Source organism: Sphingobacterium alimentarium, from assembly GCF_004342685.1.
GTDB lineage: Bacteria > Bacteroidota > Bacteroidia > Sphingobacteriales > Sphingobacteriaceae > Sphingobacterium > Sphingobacterium alimentarium.
The window spans coordinates 1-19,597 of sequence record NZ_SMBZ01000010.1 but is presented as its reverse complement, the minus strand read 5'-3'; the positions used below and the strand labels follow the sequence as shown (position 1 = coordinate 19,597).

The following is a 19,597-nucleotide window of genomic DNA, read 5'->3' as shown; positions in this document are numbered from 1 at the left end:
ACCTATTTTTTATAAGCTAATACCTCTTGACGCTGCTCGCCCAAATACTCCGCACCCAATTCAATGATATCTCCTTCTTGAAGATATATTGGGGGATTAAATCCTAAACCGACTCCTGCCGGTGTACCTGTAGAAATAACATCTCCAGGCAATAAGGTCATAAATTGGGATACATACGATACAATAAAAGGCACGGAGAAAATCAGATTACTCGTGTTTCCATTTTGGTATATTTTCCCATTCACTTTAAGCCATAGCTTCACATTGTGGATATCGGGTATTTCATCTGGAGTCGTCAGTACAGGCCCCATAGGTGCAAATGTATCACAGCCCTTACCCTTATCCCATGTTCCTCCTCTTTCGATTTGAAATTCCCGTTCTGAGACATCATTATGCAATACATAACCTGCCACATAATCCAAAGCTTCTGATTCCTCTACATAGGTAGCTCGCTTGCCGATGACGATTCCGAATTCTACCTCCCAGTCTGTTTTCGTGGAATTCTTAGGAATCATCACGTGGTCATTTGGACCTACCAAAGCCGTTGTCGACTTTATAAATATGATAGGTTCCGCAGGAAGTGCGGCGCCCGTTTCTTCGGCGTGATCTTTATAATTCAATCCTATACATACTATTTTGGATGGTCGGGAAAATGGTGCTCCCAAACGTACTCCAGCTGCGATCTCAGTCAGATCTGATTTATTTTCTTCGATATAAGTTTGCAATTTCGCCAAGCCATCATTTGCAAAAAAATCCTCATCATATTGGGAAATAAAAGATGAGACGTCATAATTCACCCCAGCTATTTGTACTCCTGGTTTCTCTTGTCCTGCTTCACCGAATCGTATAAGTTTCATGCTTAATATGTATTATAAAAGTGTTAGTTGTTTAGTTTAATAAATCCTCCATCGATAGGATAATCATTGCCCGTGATAAATGCGGCATCGTCCGAACATAAGAATAAAGCCAATTTAGCGATTTCTTCTGGTTTTGCCATACGACCTATAGGTTGAGAACTAGATAATTTGGCAAACATTTCTTCCTCCTTACCCGGATAATTTTTAGCGATAAAACCATCCACAAAAGGTGTATGAACGCGCGCCGGAGATATGGAATTACAACGGATATTATCTTTCATATAATCCCTCGCTACCGATAAACTCATCGCATGTACAGCACCTTTGGTCATCGAGTACGCAAATCGATCAGGTATTCCAACCAAAGCAGCTATAGATGCCAAATTTAGGATGACTCCGCCACCTTGATTCTTCATCTGTGGGACAACCGCATAGAGCATATTATAAGCGCCCTTGACATTCACTTCAAATAAATGGTTAAAGTCAAGCTCAGAGCAATTTTCTAAATTCCCCACATGCGCTATACCTGCATTATTCACTAGAATATCTATTTTGCCAATAGCTGCGGTAATCTTCATAACATCAGCTTGATGGGATACTGAACAGACGTGCAATTGTGCGTCACCACAATCATTCACAATGGAATCGACGACTTGACGTCCTTGTTCTTCATTCAAATCCATGATATGCACGCTTGCTCCTTCTTGGGCAAACAATTTGGAAATCGCTTCACCGATTCCACTACCTCCACCCGTTACTACAGCAATTTTTCCTTTTAGTTTTGACATAAATTATAATGTTAAATAGTTATTATAAAGACACTCCTCTACGCCAAGGAATAAAATCATCTTGACCCAATAATACCGATTTCGGCATCTCCTCACCACTAGCGACCTGTATTACATACTCTAAAATCCGGTGCGCAGCTTCTTCTATACGCTCTTCGCCATCGATAATGGTTCCGCAATTGATATCAATGGCATCAGGCATACGCTGATAGGTAGCTGTATTGGTTGATATTTTGATTACCGGCACAATAGGATTGCCCGTTGGCGTTCCCAATCCTGTGGTAAACAATACAATATTAGCACCTGCAGCCACCTCGGCCGTCGTGCTTTCTACATCATTACCCGGAGTACAGAGCAGGTTCAAGCCCGGCTTATCCGCGAGTTCGGGATAATCCGCTACATGCACAATGGGTGAAGTACCGCCCTTCTTAGCTGCACCTGCAGACTTAATAGCATCCGTGATAAGTCCATCTCGAATATTTCCCGGCGAAGGATTCATATAAAACCCAGACCCATCAGCTTCAGCTTTTGCATTGTATGTCGTCATCAACGAAACAAAACGTTGAGCGATTTGGTCATCCAGGCAGCGATCACTCAATTCTTGTTCAACACCACATAATTCAGGAAATTCGGACAATATAACCGAACCACCCAAAGTGACTAACATATCGGATACATAACCTACGGCAGGATTTGCGGAAATACCTGAAAAACCATCGGAGCCTCCACACTCCAACCCTATGCAAAGCTTGCTCAAAGGCGCATCTTGCCGTGTCTGCATATTGGCTTGTGACAACCCCGCGATGGTCATTTTCAACGCCTTATTCATCAGTACTGCCTCGGTACCTTCCTGTTGATGTTCTAAAATATACAAGGGCTTTTCAAATTCAGCATCACGTTTTCTAATTTCCTCACGCAAAATAGAAGCTTGTGCATGCTGACAACCCAGACTAATCACCGTAGCACCAGCGACATTCGGATGTGTGATATACCCCGCAAGCAGTCCGCATAATGCATCGGAATCCATTCTGATCCCTCCACACCCCAGCTCGTGATTCAAAAACTTGATACCATCAACGTTTTCAAAAACACGCTCCTTCGTAGCTAAGGCAGTACTTGCATTCAGATCCATTTGCATCAATTCGTCCACAGAAGCACCCGCTTTATATTTTGCTAATAATAAATCAACCTCTTGCGAATAATCCTTGCTCTGTATATTGTATCCGAGTTTATCTTCCAAAGCATCTTTTAGCGTCAAAATATTACGATTTTCACAAAATACCAAAGGGATGACTAGCCAATAATTCGCTGTCCCCACTTTACCGTTGGAACGATAGAACCCTTTAAAAGTTTTGTTTGCAAAAAGCGATACATCCGGCTTTATCCAATCTAGTTTTCGTTGTTTAACGGTGTATTCACCACTTGCGTGGCGTGTATTCTCCACTGTAAGCACAGAGCCTTGCGGCAAATAATAATTCAATTTACCAACTAATACCCCATACATAAAGATCTCATGATTTGCATCAAAATCAGCTATCGTGAATTTATGCTTAGCACGTACAGCTTTTTTAAGTATAAATCTCTTGTCCTGAAACAGGATCTCGTATCCCACTGGAAGATCTTGCAACGCCACCAGAACGTTATCGTCCGGATGTATCTGCAAATATTTTAACCTTATTTTTTCCATTACAACTGAAAGATTTTATCCATTAATACCCATTTCTCGCCTTCCGCAGCTCCAGGAAGCGCCTGTTGGTATTTCCACATTAAGTCCTCCCATTCTTTGACTTTTGGATTCGTCTTATCCACATTTGCCTTGCGTTCAAAACTAAACTCTTCTGTGACTTCCATGACCATAAACAGCCGATTTCCAAACTTGTATATTTCCATATTTTCTATACCTGCATCCTTAATGGACGCTTTTATTTCAGGCCACACTTCTTGGTGGTAGCTGACATATTCGGAGATTAACTGCGGTTCATCCACCAAATCCAATGCTAAAGCATATCTTTTCATATTTATAAAATTTCGCTTTTGTCGGCAGCAAGTTCACGCGTATTCCAAGCAAACACCAATACCACAAGAAAACAAAGCAAGACGACACTGTAAGAATAATTAATATAGGCTGTCCCATCTGTAACCAAACTCGCTAAAGGCGGAATGACAGCACCACCAACGATGGCCATAATAATAAAGCTGGAGGCAGATTTTGTATCAGCACCAATGCCGCTAATACCTATGGCAAATATCGTAGGAAACATGATGGACATAAAAAATGGTATGGCGACCAAAGCGTATAAGGTTATATAACCCGATCCAAAAATCACCAAAAAGCACAATAAAGCAGAAAAAATGCTGTATAACATTAATAACTTGTAAGGCGCTACATAGCGCATAAAGAAGGTCCCTACAAATCGTCCTATCATAAATAATAAGCCCGCCAATCCTGCATAATATTTGGCTTCTTGGCCTGACATCGCTAGTGAATCTTCGGCAAATACCAATAAAAAACTAAACACATATATCTGTGCTCCCACATAAAAGAACTGCGCAATCACTGCCCAACGGACATTTTTGTGTCGAAGACTGGCAAAGAAGCCTCTTTTATTTTCAGTTTTTTCTTCTTTAATATCCGGAAGTTTGGTAAAAAAGAACAAAATAGTAACCAATAGTATAATCAAACCTAGAACAATATAGGGTCCTTTGACCAAGGCTGTCTCAGCCTGAATATACGCTTGCTTTGCAACATCGCTCATAGCCGCTAATTCTTCTGTAGATTTTGGTTCTTCAGCCAAAATAAAAACACCACCTACAATGGGTGCTATACTCGCCGCTAACCCATTAAAAGATTGAGCAAAATTTAGCCTTTGGGTAGCCTTCGCGGGATCGCCCAACAGCGTAATATATGGATTAGCTGCAGTCTCCAGAATCGTGAGGCCACATGATAACACAAATAAAGCGGTCAAGAAAAAAGGATAACTGACCATATTTGCAGCCGGAACAAAGAGAAAACAACCCAACGCAAATAAACTTAACCCAACTAATATGCCCGACTTATAGCCATATTTCTGCATAATAATTCCGGCAGGAATAGCCAAAAGAAAGTATGCAAAAAATACTGCTGAGTCAACAAGGGATGCTTGCAAGTGAGTCAGGCTAAAGGCACTACGCAAATGCTTAATTAATATGGGATCGAGATTATGAATAAACCCCCAAAAAAAGAAAAGGGAGGTAATTAATATAATCGCAAACGTATACTTGGTTATCTTGCTCATAAGGTAATTATATATTGGATAAATAAAATTAACCTTTTCCGCCAACAAATAAATAAACCAATTTATCTATAATATACACTATATTATCCCATTATTGTTTATTTTTAGGATATCATAGAATATGCACTTAATACAACCTTATGAAGATCAAAAAGCTAAGCCTTTCCGAAAGTTATCATAAGCGATTTCATGTGCGTCAAGATACCATACCCCAACATCATAATGTATGGCACTATCACGAAGAAATTGAGTTTATATATATATCAAAAGGCAATGGAACTTTGTTTGTCGGAGATTGCATACAGCCTATCGTTGCAAATAGCTGTGTACTCATTGGGCCCAATATCCCCCATTATTGGCTTTTCAGTGATACTTTACAGGATGAAGACAGCATAGACTGTGTGGTAATACATTTTCATGCGGACTTTTTAGGCAGAGAGTTTTATGAATTGGAAGAAACAAAAAGTTTAAAGGATTTAATTACTTCCTCTTCCAAAGCAATGCTTCTGAGTTTCTGTCCCGATCACATTGCTCCTTTATTTCTTCAGATATTAAATGAAAAAGAGGTCTTAAAAATCACCAAACTTATCGAATCGCTGTACTTTTTTGACCAGCATAATCCGAAAAATCTACTGAGTGAAAATTATGCGGTGCTGAATCATTCGATCGATATAAAACGTATGAATGATGTCATCAACTACGTCAAAGATAACTACAGAAGCAAAATCGAACTGGATGAATTAGCTAATCTTGCAAAAATGACCAAAAATTCATTTTGCAGGTATTTTAAGCAAAAAACAGGAAAGACTCCCATTCAGTTTGTTTCCGAACTGCGCGTATCTCATGCTTGTCGATTGCTCAAATCCAGCGACAAAAACCTAAAAGAAATTTGCTATGAAAGTGGCTTCAATAGCTTTGTTAATTTTCATAAAATATTCAAGAATATTACGCACACTAGCCCAAAACAGTACAAAAATCAAAACATCCCTACTACTTAACAGTAATGCTCCCTATGACCCAAACTGTACAATTTGGTATTGATCAATTCTTACAGCACTATACTACATATAAAAACAAAAGAATAGCCTTACTGTGTAATGCTGCATCCTTGACTGCAGAAGGTATGCATTCGCGTTTGGCCTTACAAAATGCTGGATTCAACCTCATCAAACTCTTCTCTCCCGAACATGTTTTTGACACTACTGGTGCGGATGGTGCATTTATCCATCATAATATGGATAAAGAGACACGCCTACCGATTATAAGTTTGTATGGAGATAAACTCGCTCCTAGCGCCGAAGATCTCGCTGATGTAGACGTGGTACTCATAGATTTGCCCGATATTGGTGCCCGATTCTATACGCACCTCTGGACAATGACACATATGCTTGAAAGCTGTTGCGAGCATCAGACACCGGTGATGGTTCTTGATCTTCCCAACCCTTTTTCGCATGGCTTAAATCTCGCTGAAGGTCCTTTTTTAGATGGATCCTGCAGCTCCTTTATTGGAAGATGGAATATTCCGATCACCCACCAATGTACATTTGCTGAGTTAGCACTGTATTTTAAAAATATCCATTATCCAACAATCGATATGACGTGTGTAACCATGGATAGTTGTTCATGTATTATATGAAGCCGCTAAGCATGAATTACCTGAAGCACAGATCAGTATAGTAACATACACCCCTAATCATGGACAGTACGCGCAGCAAGAATGTTATGGTCTTAAAATTACACCGATTCAAATCGAAAATTTTCAACCCATCGACTATTTCTTGCGCTTAATCCAACTCATCATGCGCTTGTGGCAAAATGCGGTTAAAGAAAGAAATTACTTAACGAATGCCAACCCATCTGGAAGTCAACATTTGGACAAATTACTGGGTATACCGCATGCTTTCGACTATATTAGGGAACATACCGTCGATACAAAAAAGTATATTGATAGCTGGATTGAATCTATGCGCCCCTACTTACTCTATTAAAATCCAAAAGCTCAATACCTTGGACAGATATTGAGCTTTTTACTTCTAAAACAAGCTTTCTTTACATTCTGCCTACGACTACTTTAAACAGCTTATCGTAATCAAAATATTTAATAGCAATATCTTGCACTTTGCTGCCATCCATTTGTTGAATCACTTCGGAATAATAGTGATAATATTCTGTTGTCAGCCCGGAGAAATATACTTTTTTGAACTTATCCACGTGAGAAAATATACTTTCCAAACTTCCCAATAATGAACCTTGCATATAATTTTTCACGAGTTCGATTTCTTCTGCGGCTGTTTTTTCTTGGCGCAGAATATCAAATTCGTTGTGTATCTCCTGTAAGGTCTGTGTGGTCACATCTACACCTACCTCTGTTGCCAAAGTCATGAAAGCAGTGTACTTTAAATTCCCGATATACGAACCAATACTATAGGTATATCCTTTTTCTTCACGGATATTTTTCATGAGACGGGATCCAAAGAAACCTCCGAAAAGCGTATTTACAAATTGAATAGCCGGAAAATCAGGATGTACACGGTTTACAATTTGACATCCCATACGTATCGCTGATTGCAATGAATCTTCTCTTTGTTCGTATTTCAAATCCGTAGAAGCTGTTTGGAATTCAGGCAGTTTAACTTCTACTGCAGATGCGTTATTGGACCATTCATTTCCAAATAATGTGGCTGTCATCTGTGCGATATCTTCATTAACTCTACCTGCAACAAATAACGTACAATTATCTGGGCGAATTTGGCTGTTATATAGAGTTAGTAATTCCTCACGTCGTACACTGTCAAAGGTAGATTCCGTAGGAATCACACCGTATCGCGTGCCCTTGAATACTTCTTTGTAAAAATTACGTCGAGCCAGTACATCATTCTTTTGCAAAGATATTTGCAAGTTTTGCTTATTATTACGAATGTACGTACCCAATTCGGTCTGAGGCAGAATCGAATTTTGTAAGATATCTGCCAGAATTGGAAGAATCTTACCCACATACTTATGCATGGTGTAGACCGTCAGTGAAGTATGATCGTAGCTGTATTCTGGCATCAAATACGCACCGTAGAAATCGATAGTATCAGCTATCTCGCGAGAACTAAGTGTTTTCGTCCCCTCTTTGAGCATGGATGATAAAATCGGATTTAACGTCGCCAGCTCTTCCTCCAACAACACATTCGAAAATATGAATTCAAACTTCAACAGATCTATATCATTTTGCTGAAAAACAAACACTTTCAGCCCATTGGGATAACTTGTCGATTCGGGCTGAACTAACGATATTTCTTTTATATTTTGAAATTCTGGAGCAAGCGTTCTATTCAACATTTTCTTTTTGTTTGGATTGGTAATAAAGAGTATTTGAGTTTTCCTCCGTAAATATTTGATTTGCTAAACGAGTGATATCCGATGAAGTGACTGCTTCGTATTTCGAAGTTTCGTGGTTGTAGTCTTCCGCCTTATTGAGCATTTCAAAAAATGCCAAATTCATGGCTTTATCCAAAATGGACAATTCTGCAAATAGCATAGTCGATTGAATCTTGTTTTTCACTTTCTGAAGCTCAACCTCTTCTACCGCATGGGTTTTAATATTTTCGAGTTCTTTCCAAATATATTTTTCAGCTTCTTCCAGAGAGATATGTGGCAAAGGCTTACCCTCCACAACAATCAAATTGGTATCTATGCTTCCCATCATATAAGCATTGATTTCGCTAAAAAGCTGATTTTCTTTAACCAATGCACGATATAATCGAGACGAAGCACCTCGGGAAAGCAAATCTGTAATTAAATCTGTGGCATAATAGTCTGCTGACAGTCTATCTGGTCCATGGAAAGCAATATAAAGCGCATCAACGGGGACATCCGCTTCCACCCATTCTTTGCGCGCCTCCGCTTGCTTTGGCTCTTGTGGAATATCGCGCACGAATGAATTTCCAGCAGGAATACTCCCAAACCATTTATCCGCCAAAACTTTCACCTCTTCCAGATTTACATCACCCGCAACCACCATAATAGCATTTTGAGGGGTGTAGTATTTGTGAAAGAAGGCTTTGACATCCTCCATTTTGGCATCTTCAATATGCTTCAATTCTTTTCCAATAGTTGCCCACCGATAGGGGTGCACCTTATATGCCAAAGGACGAAGCTTCAACCATACATCACCATAAGGCTGGTTCAAATAACGTTGTTTAAATTCCTCACAAACTACCTGTCTTTGAACCTCTAAGCTTTGATCACTAAAAGCTAAACTTAACATCCGATCACTTTCCAACCAGAAGGCTGTTTCTAAATTATTGCTCGGTAATGTGATGTAGTAATTTGTGATATCATTGCTCGTAAAAGCATTATTCTCGCCACCTACACTTTGCAAAGGTGCATCATAGTTTGGAATATTTACTGATCCGCCAAACATGAGGTGTTCAAATAAGTGTGCGAATCCAGTTTGTTCGGGAGATTCATCCCGCGCACCTACTTTATATAGAATATTTACCGCTGCCATGGCAGTGGTATGGTCCTCATGGACAAGGACCGTCAAGCCATTATCTAATCGGAATCGACTAAAATTTATCATTAATTATTAGTTATTACACCCATTGTATATCTTTTTTGAGCAAATCTAAAGTCTTTTGCTCTGCAGAGTTTGGCTCTGCCTTGAAATCATAAAACCAGTTGGCCTGAGCGGGTAGACTCATCAAAATGGATTCTATTCGTCCATTAGTTTCTAAACCAAATTTAGTTCCCGAATCGTACACCAAATTAAACTCCACGTAGCGACCTCTGCGAAGCAGCTGCCAATCTTTCTCTTGTGGAGTAAATGATTGGGCACGGTGTCGGTTGGCTATTTCGATGTAAGTAGGCGCAAAAGTACGTCCCAAATCACACGAAAAATCAAATAGTTGTTCGTAAGCTAAACCTGTCTTTTCGGGTGTCAGCTTGTCGTAGAAAACTCCACCTATACCACGTGTCTCATTACGGTGTTTGATAAAGAAATAATTATCCGCCCAGGTTTTAAAATCCTTGTAAAAATCTGAGTGATGCTGATCACACACATTTTTCATCTGCTGATGAAAGAATTTTGCATCTTCCTCTACCACATAATGTGGTGTCAAATCGATCCCCCCCCCAAACCAACGTATCTGCTCATTGAGTTCGAAATAACGAATATTCATGTGAATGATAGGAACATGCGGATTGTTAGGGTGTAATACAATTGAAACACCCGTTGCAAAAAAATCTTCTTCCTGCACACCGAAAGCCTTTTTTATCGGCTCGGGCAACTTGCCGTGCACAGCCGAAAAATTCACCCCACCTTTTTCCAGAACATCACCATGCTGAATAATTCGGGTTCTCCCACCACCACCACCTTCACGCTCCCACTTTTCTTCCTGAAATTTAGCTTTTCCATCAAATGCTTCTAAAGCCGTAGTGATTTCGTCTTGAATCTGTTGGTAGGTGGCAGCTATATGTTCTTTTGATATCATGTAAATTAGTTCATTTTTTGAGCCAAAATATTCATTTCTTTCATTGCGGGGCTTTTGTTGTACAATATCTCATACACCATATTGCATATCGGCATATCCAATTGATGACGGGCAATAATACTTTGTATACAGCCCGATGCATAGTAGCCTTCTGCAACCATATTCATCTCCAGCTGAGCGGATTTAACGCTATATCCCTTTCCGATCATATTACCGAAAGTACGATTACGGCTGAATTGAGAGTATGCTGTAACCAGCAGATCCCCCAAATAAGCCGATGCGTTGATATCACGTCCCGATGGATTGATATTATCCATAAAATACTCCATCTCACGTATCGCATTGGAAATAAGGACGGCTTGAAAGTTGTCCCCAAAACCCAGCCCATGGCCAATGCCACCCGCAAGGGCATATATATTTTTTAGTACCGCGCCATATTCAATGCCCAGCGTATCATCTGAGATGATGGTATTGATATATCTGCTTTCATAAAAGCGAGCGACTAGCTTCGCTTTCTCCACATCATTACAGCCAAAAGTAAGGTAGGATAATTTTTCCTGCGACACCTCTTCAGCATGACAAGGACCTCCAATGACTATAATATTATCTTCTGCAATCTGGTAGCGCTCACACAAGTACTCGCCGACGATTTGATTTTCATCCGGAATAATTCCCTTGATAGCGGACACAATGATCTTTTCTTTGAAATCCTCAGCCGTCAGATCTTTTAAGGCATCTTTCAGATAGGCTGCAGGTGTATTTAATACAATAATAGCACTATTATCAAATACGTATTTTGGATCTGGTGAAATATTCTCCATAGGAATCTTCACTTCCACCGCTGTCAGATAACTAGGATTGTGCCCAAAGGACGCAATATAATCGATATCTTCCTGCTTTCTTACCCACCAATATATTTCTTTTTCTGATTGATTGTCCGTCAGCATTTTAATCATAGCTGTGGCCCAACTACCGCTTCCGATGACACCAATACGGTTCGAAATGTTTATATCCATATTATTTTGCTTGCTTCAAAGATACTTAATATTAATTTATCGCCTATTTTTTGGTAAATTTAATGGTAATAAAATGACTTTAATTATCTTCCCGCATAGACATTAACTAGTAAAGAATGACAGAAAAAGAAAAGATGCTGCAAGGACTGCCCTATTTGGCCTCCGAAAAAGAACTACAACAGACTCGGCTTCATGCACAGCGGACTTGTTTCAGATATAATAATACGGATCCCAAACACTTGAAGGAGCGAAAATCGATTATTCGCGGACTGTTCGAAGCTACTGATGCCCTATTTTGCATCGAACAGCCTTTTTATTGCGATTATGGTTCAAATATCTCCATCGGTAATAATTTCTTTTCGAATTATAACCTGACCATTCTCGACTGCGCTAAAGTCACGATAGGAGAAAATGTAATGTTAGGACCGAATGTAGCGATTTATACGGCAGGTCATCCGATTCACCCCGAAACGCGCAATTCGGGATTGGAATATGCTTTTCCGGTACATATTGGCAATAATGTGTGGATTGGAGGTAATACTGTCATTAATCCAAATGTGACAATTGGTGACAATACGGTTATAGGTTCCGGATCTGTGGTGACACGCGACATTCCGGCCAATGTAATAGCAGTCGGCAACCCATGCAAAGTAGTGCGAGAAATTACGGAAGAAGACAAGAATTATTACTATAAAAACAAGTTGATATAAAAAAACCCCGAGCGGAGAGCACGGGGTTTACCAAACCAATTATTAACCTAAATATGAAATTATTGAAAATTTTATATTCGCTTTTTAAAAACAACAATCATACCAAAAAGTAATAAATGTTATATTATTTAAAAAAATAACCAAAAAGAAACCCCTAAAGCGGAGAACTTTAGGGGTTACCAAACCAATTATTAACCTAAATATGAAATTATGAATATTAATTTCTACAATTAAAACGCAACCGCAGATTAAATAGTATATCCATAATTTGTTTTAACATTTTTTAACAAATCAATTAATGGCAGAGGGTGCAATAATTTCTACCACCTTTTCGCCGAGACGCGTGATATCAGATTTTAGCCCAAATAAAATAGTAACAGCATGAAACGGTCTTCCTTGCAATTTGGTAAAATGTCGCATATACCCTATCTCCCCTCCCAAAAAGAAACTTTTGAACTTATAATCGGCACCTACCCCCACTTTGGCCCCCACAGCAAATGACCTATCATAATCAATCTTCACAATGGATTCCAATTCCTGTGCCCGTGGCTCACTGACCAATCCGAAACTCGGGCCTCCGTACACATAGGTATTAAGCCGTTTGAGCTGCTTCCGCGTGCCTCCCGCGAGGCTGAGCATATATACACTTGCGTTACCGTTCTCTATATAATGGTCATACTTTGGGTCCTCGAGCTGCTGATCATATGAAAAATTAAACATGTATAACGCTGGATATAAGTAGTATTTTGGATTTTTCAGTGCAATATCCAAACCCATACTTCCCGCGAACAACTTGGGTGAAAGCACTTCTTTTGTTTTCCCTATTGGCAGGGCCAATCCCGTTCCAGCGAAATAATAAATTTTCCGATAGTGAATTGTATCTGCACCGCTTTGGGCATAAGAAAATTGAATAGCAAACAATAAGCTAAGCAATAGTGTGATGTTTTTTACCATAAATATCTATAGGCATTATTATTCCTTAACAGTAAATTGCTAGAAATGTTTTGCCCTTGATATTCCATCCCTAGGAGGGATACAGTTAAAAAAGCATTATAAGAAATTCTTGCCTTGAGGACCTTGGTTGAATATTAAGTCAATTACGCTCAGGTCTGACAAAAAGCCATGTCTATCCTCAAAGATCTGATAGTAAGGCTTCGGATTAGCATAAATAGACGCTTTCTTGGGATGAATAACATGTCTAAAATCCAAATCCCCGTAATCCTTTTCGTATGTATCGGTAAACCCTATCGTACGTTTAATCTTCAAACATTTCAGAACTAATTCCAGCTGCGCTAAATTGAAATCAAACAAGTAGTCAAATTTGCGCGTATAGAAAGGTCTGAAATCATCCTCATAATATTCAAAATAAGCAGAACTTCGATAAGCTGTCTGCAAACTCAGCCAGTGTAAACGTTGCCATTCATGATCATAAGCAATTTTAACATCCTTCATCCCAATACGCTCCTTACGACCATGCTGAATAGGAACTATCAAATCCAGCACACCATTAGCAGTAGCTATTTGGGTACGATTCCGAAAAGTCTGCTTGGGGAAATGTTCGTATTTATCAAGAACTATATCTCCTTCATTTTTTGCTATAGCATGAAAGTATGAAACTGGAGGAAGGTAACTAGCTGATAAAATGATTGAATTTGACATATTTCTACTTACTTATTAAAAATTAGTGCAAAAATAAGTTAATTTGGGGATATTTGTGGTATCGAAAAACAAGATAGATTAATGAGCAAAAGCCTTCTTCGATTTTTATTTTGGAGTTTATCCAGACTGCCTTTCAGCGCATTGTATATGCTCTCTGACACGCTCTACATTCTTGTTTACCATATTTTTGGATATCGTAAAAAGGTAGTATTCAAAAATTTAAGAAATTCTTTCCCTGAAAAATCCGAGGCCGAAATTCAAGATATTGCTAAGAAATTTTATAAATATTTTCCAGATTTGATCGTTGAATCCATCAAAATGGCGAGCATTTCGCGGCAAGAGGTAGAAAAACGAATTGAATTACTAAATCCCGAAGAAGTCTACCGGCATTTTGATGCGGGCAAAGCCGTTATTGGTGTCACCGCACATTACGGAAACTGGGAATTAGGGATTTTAAGATTGTCTTTGATGACGGAATTCCCTAAGCTCGTCATCTACAAGCCACTAAACAACAAGGATTTTGACAGTGTCTACAATACTATTCGAACACGCTTTGGTGCGACAATGGTGCCTATGAAGCAAATCTTGCGGCACATTGTACGTCTTAAAAACACACCACATATTAGCATATTCGTTGCGGATCAGACACCCGTTTATCAAGATTCAGATTATTTTATGACCTTCTTGAATCAGGAAGCGTTAGTATACACGGGCACAGAGCGCATTGCCAAAATGACAAATAATCCGGTGGTCTATTGTCATATCGGACGGAAGGCCAAAAGAGGGCATTATTATTGTAAATTTACCACATTAATAGAGGATCCCAAGGATTACAATGAATATGAAATAACGCATATACATAATCAATTCACGGAGAAGATGATACAAGAGAATCCTCCCTATTGGTTGTGGACGCACAATCGTTGGAAAAGACAGAGAAGAAATAAAATATGATAAATTATCCGAAAGTATCTGTTGTAATTTTGAACTGGAATGGACGATTTTTTTTAGAAAAATTTCTCCCTTCCGTATATAATAGCACATATCCAAACATCGAATTTGTCATTGGTGACAATGGGTCGACAGACGATTCTTTGGATTTTGTGAAAGCAAATTACCCGCAGATTCGAATTATTCAAAATGACCAAAACTATGGCTTTGCAGGCGGATACAATAAAGTATTGGAGCAGGTCCAAACGGATTATTATATTTTATTAAATTCGGATGTAGAGGTAACAACCCACTGGATCGAACCCGTGATTGAAATGATGGAAAGGGAAAATTATGTAGCCGCCCAACCCAAAATACGAGCTTTTCACAAGAAGACACATTTCGAACATGCAGGTGGTGCTGGCGGATATTTGGATAAATGGGGCTATCCATTTTGCAGAGGACGCATCCTACACGTCACTGAGGAAGATCGAGGGCAATACGACACCGAAGAAGAAATTTTTTGGGCTACAGGTGCCGCATTATTTATTAAATCCTCTGCCTGGAGAGAAGCTCAAGGCTTTGATGCTGATTTCTTTGCGCATATGGAAGAAATAGATCTTTGCTGGCGACTCAAACGTCTGGGGCATAAAATCGGTTATTGTCCCAAAAGCACAGTTTATCATGTAGGCGGAGGTACGTTGCAAACAAGTAATCCTAAAAAAACTTACCTTAACTTCCGGAACAACTTATTTATGTTGCACAAAAATCTGCCATTGGGTCAGGCTTTAGGTATAATATTTATACGTTTTTGGTTAGATCTGTTGGCGTTAATCCATTTTTTAGTCCAAGGAAAAGGCAAAGACGCTTGGGCAATTAGCCGCTCGCATCAGGCATTTTTTACTAATTTTTTCAAAAATTCTAAAAAAAGAAAAAAATATAATGTGCCATTCAATAAAAAAGGTCTTTATAAGAAATCCATTATTTGGGATTTTTACGTGAATAAAATTCAAAAATTTTCAGACTTATCTGCAAAAAATTTTTAACCCTACTCATTCTATAGAACAATAGCATTTTTCGACTATTTACCTAAAGGTTATAGCGAGTAAATTATTGGTTTCTAAATTATTTTAAGCATTTAAATTTTACTAATTTCGTCGCATATGTCACAAGATATTCAAGCAAAAATCGAACAACTAACAGCAGAATTGAATGAATACAATTACCAATATTACGTGTTGGCCAACTCTGCTATTTCGGATTTTGACTTTGACATTAAACTCAAAGAACTTGAAAAATTAGAAAAAGAATATCCGCAATACCAAGACCCGAACTCTCCTACACTGAAAGTGGGTGGTGACATTACCAGTAAGTTCAAAACGGTCAAACATCGCTGGCCGATGCTCTCGCTGAGCAACACTTACAATGAGCAGGAACTACGGGATTTTGACAATCGTGTACAGAAGGCTATTGGTCATGCTGTAGATTATGTCTGCGAGCTCAAATTCGATGGATTATCCATTTCTTTGACTTATAAGAATGGCCAGCTAGCGCAAGCCATCACACGCGGGGACGGTGTTCAAGGTGACGATGTTACCAAAAATGTAAAGACCATCCGAAAAATTCCTCATCAATTGAAGAAAGGTGACTATCCCGATCTTTTCGAAATCAGAGGTGAGATTTTTATGCACAAATCAGCTTTTTTGCGATTGAATAAAGAGCGTGAAGATAATAGTGACCAAACCTACGCCAATCCGCGCAATTTTGCTTCTGGCACGATTAAACTTCAGGATTCGTCAGAAGTAGCTAAAAGACCGTTAGACTGCTATTTATATTTCTTATACACCGAAAATAGAAACAAAACTTTTGCCACACACTGGGAAAGTTTAGAAAAAGTAAAAGAATGGGGATTCCCTGTCGCTGAACACACCAAATTGTGTGCGAATATTGACGAGGTATTGAATTTCATTCATTACTGGGATACAGCACGTCATCAACTGACCTTTGATATTGATGGCATTGTCATCAAAGTGAATGAATATTCTTATCAAGAAGAGTTGGGTTTCACAGCCAAATCACCACGCTGGGCAACCTCGTTCAAGTTCAAAGCAGAACGTGTCGAGACCGTATTGGAAAGTGTAAGTTATCAAATTGGCCGTACCGGTGCGGTAACACCTGTAGCGAATCTTAGACCTGTGTTATTAGCCGGTACAACAGTAAAACGTGCTTCATTGCACAATGCAAATGAGATCGAGCGTTTGGATTTACATGAAGGTGATACCGTATATGTGGAAAAAGGCGGCGAAATCATTCCTAAGATAATCGCTGCGAATCTCGAAAAGCGTCACGCCGGCCTGAAGGCCATCCACTACCCTACGCACTGTCCAGAATGTGGCACAGCACTGGTCAGACAAGAAGGTGAAGCGGTGCATTACTGTCCTAACGAGAATGGCTGTAAGCCACAGATTGTCGGAAAAGTACAACATTACATAGGTCGCAAAATGATGGATATTCAAGGTCTTGGTGATGAGACAATTGAAACTCTTTATAGAATCAATTTAGTGCGCCATATTTCAGATTTATACGCGTTGAAGGAAAAACGGGATCAACTAGTCACAATCGATAGATTTGGTCAAAAATCTATTGACAATATGCTGAAGGGTATTGAGGAATCTAAAGAAAAACCTTTTGAAAAAGTGCTGTTTGCTTTAGGAATTCGTCATGTTGGCGAGACAGTAGCTAAAAAATTAGCCCTTCACTTCAAAAACTTAGATAATATTAAAGCGGCTACGGTCGAAGATATCGCTGCCGTACAAGACATCGGAATTCGCATCGCCGAAAGCTTATATAACTATTTACGGGATGAAGAAAATATTGCCGAGCTGAATAAACTTCAACAGTATGGATTAAATTTCCAGATAGAGGAAAGAGAGGTGGTACTTGCAGGCGAAAATCTATCGGGTAAAACATTTTTAATATCCGGAGTATTCGCAGACTACTCGCGAGAACAATTGACTGAACTCATAGAGTCTCATGGCGGTAAAATGTTGAGCAGTATCTCCGCCAAACTAAACTATTTGGTGGCAGGAGACAAAATGGGGCCATCTAAACTGGCGAAAGCAGAGAAATTAAATGTACCAATTATTTCAGAACGGGAATTATTGGAGATGATTAAAGAATAAAATTTAATACAATATAAAATCAAATGACAGAGATTCAAAGAGCAGGTGTAGCATTGGTTACGCCGTTTAATGCAGACGGAAGCATTGATTTTGAAACTTTAGGAAGATTAATCGAGTTTCAAATTGAAGAGGGAATGAACTATTTAGTTTCGTTGGGAACTACAGGTGAGACAGCTACATTAAGCTCTGAGGAGAAGAAGAAGATCTGGAAATTTACAAAGGAAAAGGTGAACGGCAGAGTACCCTTGGTAGCTGGTATTGGAGGAAATAACACTTCTGAAATCATCCAAAATATTAAGGATTTTGAGACAGAAGGATATTGCTCAATACTTTCAGTTTCACCATATTACAACAAACCAACTCAAGAAGGAATTTATCAGCATTATAAAGCTATTGCGGAAGTATCCACACTTCCTATTATCTTGTACAATGTGCCGGGACGGACAGGATCCAATATGACGGCTCAGACGACGTTACGTTTGGCCAAAGAATTCAAAAATATTGTAGCCATCAAAGAAGCATCAGGAAATTTCGCGCAATTTTCCGAAATATTACGCGACAAGCCTGAAAACTTTATGCTAATCTCGGGTGATGACCCTGCCACCTTACCTATGATGGCCTTGGGAGCAGTAGGGATTATCTCCGTCGTAGGCAATGCCCTACCGCGACAGGTAGCGACGCTAGCTCGTTTATGTGCTGAAGGTGATTATATATCAGCACGGAAAATACATCATCAGCTCTTGCACATCACAGACTTATGCTTTGTAGAAGGCAATCCCTGTGGCGTCAAATATATCCTGCGCGAAATGGGTTACGGCATAGACCATGTGCGTTTGCCAATTGTGCCCATTTCTTCCGACACCCAAGCTAAAATCAAGAAAGAGCTTACAGAAATTTAATTCATACCTATCTAAACACAGGAGCTCCGCCATCATACGGAGCTTTTGTAGTTAAGATGTCATGCATCAGCTATAGTGTCAAAAATTTTTAGACGTCGTTGAACGCCACGTATCGAAAAATATACTATATTTATAGAGGTTAATAAATAGCTATTATGAATGAATCCACATCACAAACATCAAAAAGGGGGGCCAAAGTGAAATCGTTTTTAGGATGGTTTTTTCTGCTTCTATTGCTAATAGGAGCAGGATTTGTGTATTACAAGTACTATTTCGTATTTGGCGAAGGCGTTAAGTCTGGCTATCTTAATTTTGCAGTCAAAAAAGGCAATTTATTCAAGACCTATGAAGGCAAGCTCATTCAAGAAGGTTTTGGTAGTGCCAATACAGGCTCTATAAGAAGTAACGAATTTGAATTTTCAATCGAAAATGATTCCATCTTTCATATTCTAGAAAGCAATAGCGGTAAATTTTTTGATTTGCATTACAGAGAATATCACGGAAAGTTACCATGGAGAGGCAATACGGTGTATATCGTAGATAGAATTGTTCAAATGAAATAAGAACCTTTACTTTGGATGATTCAACCTAAATCATTTATTCTATTCCTGTTATCTATTCTTTTTATTTCTATTTCATTTGCACAGAAACCCAATAAAAAGAATTCATCTGTGTCGCGTGCGGAAACTAAGTTGATATATGATAACACTAGTGTCCCATTAAAATCGGGACGTTTTAAAAATTAAACAAATTTGGCCCATTAAGGCTAGCTCGTTCTTTGTCATTTTGAAATTTAGTTTT

Annotated in this window: 20 protein-coding genes; 9 read left to right on the top strand and 11 right to left on the bottom strand. The window is 39.0% G+C overall.

Annotated elements, in window-relative coordinates; translation table 11 throughout:
• Positions 1-2: 2 nt before the first annotated feature.
• From EDC17_RS05355 to fucP, 5 genes are read right to left on the bottom strand one after another with little or no spacing between them, the layout of a single operon-like run.
• Positions 3-857, bottom strand: coding sequence for a fumarylacetoacetate hydrolase family protein (locus tag EDC17_RS05355; protein ID WP_132777119.1), 855 nt, complete (start codon positions 855-857; stop codon positions 3-5).
• A 23-nt stretch (positions 858-880) separates the two neighbouring features.
• Positions 881-1,645, bottom strand: coding sequence for an SDR family NAD(P)-dependent oxidoreductase (locus EDC17_RS05350; RefSeq protein WP_132777118.1), 765 nt, complete (start codon positions 1,643-1,645; stop codon positions 881-883).
• A gap of 22 nt (positions 1,646-1,667) precedes the next feature.
• Positions 1,668-3,332, bottom strand: coding sequence for a UxaA family hydrolase (locus EDC17_RS05345; RefSeq protein WP_132777117.1), 1,665 nt, complete (start codon positions 3,330-3,332; stop codon positions 1,668-1,670).
• Positions 3,332-3,661 (bottom strand): L-rhamnose mutarotase, encoded by a 330-nt coding sequence (locus EDC17_RS05340; RefSeq protein WP_132777116.1) that lies wholly within the window; start codon positions 3,659-3,661, stop codon positions 3,332-3,334. Before EDC17_RS05340 ends, EDC17_RS05345 begins: the two co-directional genes overlap by 1 nt.
• A 2-nt stretch (positions 3,662-3,663) precedes the next feature.
• Complete coding sequence (gene fucP / locus EDC17_RS05335) at positions 3,664-4,920, bottom strand: L-fucose:H+ symporter permease (RefSeq protein ID WP_132777115.1); 1,257 nt, start codon at positions 4,918-4,920, stop codon at positions 3,664-3,666.
• 140 nt (positions 4,921-5,060) lie between these two features.
• Here fucP and EDC17_RS05330 point away from each other — a divergent pair, with 140 nt between their 5' ends.
• The 3 genes from EDC17_RS05330 to EDC17_RS05320 are packed head-to-tail and all read left to right on the top strand — an operon-like array spanning position 5,061 to position 6,908.
• A complete protein-coding gene (locus tag EDC17_RS05330) occupies positions 5,061-5,918 on the top strand; it encodes an AraC family transcriptional regulator (RefSeq protein ID WP_132777114.1) in 858 nt (285 codons plus the stop codon).
• Between the two features lie 14 nt (positions 5,919-5,932).
• A complete protein-coding gene (locus EDC17_RS05325) occupies positions 5,933-6,556 on the top strand; it encodes an exo-beta-N-acetylmuramidase NamZ domain-containing protein (RefSeq protein ID WP_132777113.1) in 624 nt (207 codons plus the stop codon).
• Positions 6,534-6,908 (top strand): DUF1343 domain-containing protein, encoded by a 375-nt coding sequence (locus EDC17_RS05320; RefSeq protein ID WP_132777112.1) that lies wholly within the window; start codon positions 6,534-6,536, stop codon positions 6,906-6,908. The genes EDC17_RS05325 and EDC17_RS05320 overlap by 23 nt, the downstream gene beginning before the upstream one ends.
• Before the next feature lie 61 nt (positions 6,909-6,969).
• Here the strand turns inward: EDC17_RS05320 and EDC17_RS05315 are convergent, their stop codons facing one another.
• Genes EDC17_RS05315 through EDC17_RS05300 form a run of 4 tightly spaced genes read right to left on the bottom strand, consistent with a single transcriptional unit; the run spans position 6,970 to position 11,416 of the window.
• Complete coding sequence (locus EDC17_RS05315) at positions 6,970-8,247, bottom strand: M16 family metallopeptidase (protein ID WP_132777111.1); 1,278 nt, start codon at positions 8,245-8,247, stop codon at positions 6,970-6,972.
• Positions 8,237-9,490, bottom strand: a complete 1,254-nt coding sequence (locus EDC17_RS05310; protein ID WP_132777110.1) for a M16 family metallopeptidase — start codon at positions 9,488-9,490, stop codon at positions 8,237-8,239. The genes EDC17_RS05315 and EDC17_RS05310 overlap by 11 nt, the downstream gene beginning before the upstream one ends.
• Positions 9,491-9,503: 13 nt before the next feature.
• Positions 9,504-10,400, bottom strand: coding sequence for an oxygen-dependent coproporphyrinogen oxidase (gene hemF / locus EDC17_RS05305; protein WP_132777109.1), 897 nt, complete (start codon positions 10,398-10,400; stop codon positions 9,504-9,506).
• 5 nt (positions 10,401-10,405) lie between these two features.
• A complete protein-coding gene (locus EDC17_RS05300; RefSeq protein ID WP_207895692.1) occupies positions 10,406-11,416 on the bottom strand; it encodes an NAD(P)H-dependent glycerol-3-phosphate dehydrogenase in 1,011 nt (336 codons plus the stop codon).
• A 116-nt stretch (positions 11,417-11,532) separates the two neighbouring features.
• Here EDC17_RS05300 and EDC17_RS05295 point away from each other — a divergent pair, with 116 nt between their 5' ends.
• On the top strand, positions 11,533-12,126 hold the full coding sequence (locus EDC17_RS05295) for a sugar O-acetyltransferase (RefSeq protein WP_132777108.1): 594 nt from the start codon (positions 11,533-11,535) through the stop codon (positions 12,124-12,126).
• Positions 12,127-12,417: 291 nt separating this feature from the next.
• Here EDC17_RS05295 and EDC17_RS05290 read toward each other — a convergent pair whose 3' ends face one another.
• Complete coding sequence (locus EDC17_RS05290; protein ID WP_132777107.1) at positions 12,418-13,080, bottom strand: hypothetical protein; 663 nt, start codon at positions 13,078-13,080, stop codon at positions 12,418-12,420.
• A 96-nt stretch (positions 13,081-13,176) separates the two neighbouring features.
• On the bottom strand, positions 13,177-13,785 hold the full coding sequence (locus tag EDC17_RS05285) for a WbqC family protein (RefSeq protein ID WP_132777106.1): 609 nt from the start codon (positions 13,783-13,785) through the stop codon (positions 13,177-13,179).
• A gap of 81 nt (positions 13,786-13,866) precedes the next feature.
• Here EDC17_RS05285 and EDC17_RS05280 point away from each other — a divergent pair, with 81 nt between their 5' ends.
• From EDC17_RS05280 to EDC17_RS05260, 5 genes are all read left to right on the top strand, one after another.
• Positions 13,867-14,739 (top strand): lysophospholipid acyltransferase family protein, encoded by an 873-nt coding sequence (locus tag EDC17_RS05280; protein ID WP_132777105.1) that lies wholly within the window; start codon positions 13,867-13,869, stop codon positions 14,737-14,739.
• Positions 14,736-15,761 carry a glycosyltransferase family 2 protein gene (locus EDC17_RS05275; protein ID WP_132777104.1) on the top strand — a complete coding sequence of 342 codons (1,026 nt, stop codon included), beginning with the start codon at positions 14,736-14,738 and terminating at the stop codon, positions 15,759-15,761. Before EDC17_RS05280 ends, EDC17_RS05275 begins: the two co-directional genes overlap by 4 nt.
• A gap of 117 nt (positions 15,762-15,878) precedes the next feature.
• A complete protein-coding gene (gene ligA / locus EDC17_RS05270; RefSeq protein ID WP_132777103.1) occupies positions 15,879-17,897 on the top strand; it encodes an NAD-dependent DNA ligase LigA in 2,019 nt (672 codons plus the stop codon).
• 23 nt (positions 17,898-17,920) lie between these two features.
• Complete coding sequence (dapA, locus tag EDC17_RS05265; protein WP_132777102.1) at positions 17,921-18,796, top strand: 4-hydroxy-tetrahydrodipicolinate synthase; 876 nt, start codon at positions 17,921-17,923, stop codon at positions 18,794-18,796.
• Between the two features lie 155 nt (positions 18,797-18,951).
• Complete coding sequence (locus tag EDC17_RS05260; protein WP_207895690.1) at positions 18,952-19,359, top strand: hypothetical protein; 408 nt, start codon at positions 18,952-18,954, stop codon at positions 19,357-19,359.
• Positions 19,360-19,597: the final 238 nt, after the last annotated feature.

Bases quoted from the DNA above. Each gene is read 5' to 3' on its own strand.
- EDC17_RS05325 (WP_132777113.1), top strand. From the start codon at position 5,933: ATGACCCAAACTGTACAATTTGGTATTGATCAATTCTTACAGCACTAT.
- hemF (WP_132777109.1), bottom strand. From the start codon at position 10,400: ATGATATCAAAAGAACATATAGCTGCCACCTACCAACAGATTCAAGAC.
- fucP (WP_132777115.1), bottom strand. From the start codon at position 4,920: ATGAGCAAGATAACCAAGTATACGTTTGCGATTATATTAATTACCTCC.
- EDC17_RS05275 (WP_132777104.1), top strand. From the start codon at position 14,736: ATGATAAATTATCCGAAAGTATCTGTTGTAATTTTGAACTGGAATGGA.
- dapA (WP_132777102.1), top strand. From the start codon at position 17,921: ATGACAGAGATTCAAAGAGCAGGTGTAGCATTGGTTACGCCGTTTAAT.
- ligA (WP_132777103.1), top strand. From the start codon at position 15,879: ATGTCACAAGATATTCAAGCAAAAATCGAACAACTAACAGCAGAATTG.
- EDC17_RS05340 (WP_132777116.1), bottom strand. From the start codon at position 3,661: ATGAAAAGATATGCTTTAGCATTGGATTTGGTGGATGAACCGCAGTTA.
- EDC17_RS05280 (WP_132777105.1), top strand. From the start codon at position 13,867: ATGAGCAAAAGCCTTCTTCGATTTTTATTTTGGAGTTTATCCAGACTG.
- EDC17_RS05315 (WP_132777111.1), bottom strand. From the start codon at position 8,247: ATGTTGAATAGAACGCTTGCTCCAGAATTTCAAAATATAAAAGAAATA.
- EDC17_RS05260 (WP_207895690.1), top strand. From the start codon at position 18,952: ATGAATGAATCCACATCACAAACATCAAAAAGGGGGGCCAAAGTGAAA.
- EDC17_RS05330 (WP_132777114.1), top strand. From the start codon at position 5,061: ATGAAGATCAAAAAGCTAAGCCTTTCCGAAAGTTATCATAAGCGATTT.
- EDC17_RS05295 (WP_132777108.1), top strand. From the start codon at position 11,533: ATGACAGAAAAAGAAAAGATGCTGCAAGGACTGCCCTATTTGGCCTCC.
- EDC17_RS05355 (WP_132777119.1), bottom strand. From the start codon at position 857: ATGAAACTTATACGATTCGGTGAAGCAGGACAAGAGAAACCAGGAGTA.
- EDC17_RS05310 (WP_132777110.1), bottom strand. From the start codon at position 9,490: ATGATAAATTTTAGTCGATTCCGATTAGATAATGGCTTGACGGTCCTT.
- EDC17_RS05290 (WP_132777107.1), bottom strand. From the start codon at position 13,080: ATGGTAAAAAACATCACACTATTGCTTAGCTTATTGTTTGCTATTCAA.
- EDC17_RS05300 (WP_207895692.1), bottom strand. From the start codon at position 11,416: ATGGATATAAACATTTCGAACCGTATTGGTGTCATCGGAAGCGGTAGT.
- EDC17_RS05350 (WP_132777118.1), bottom strand. From the start codon at position 1,645: ATGTCAAAACTAAAAGGAAAAATTGCTGTAGTAACGGGTGGAGGTAGT.
- EDC17_RS05345 (WP_132777117.1), bottom strand. From the start codon at position 3,332: ATGGAAAAAATAAGGTTAAAATATTTGCAGATACATCCGGACGATAAC.
- EDC17_RS05285 (WP_132777106.1), bottom strand. From the start codon at position 13,785: ATGTCAAATTCAATCATTTTATCAGCTAGTTACCTTCCTCCAGTTTCA.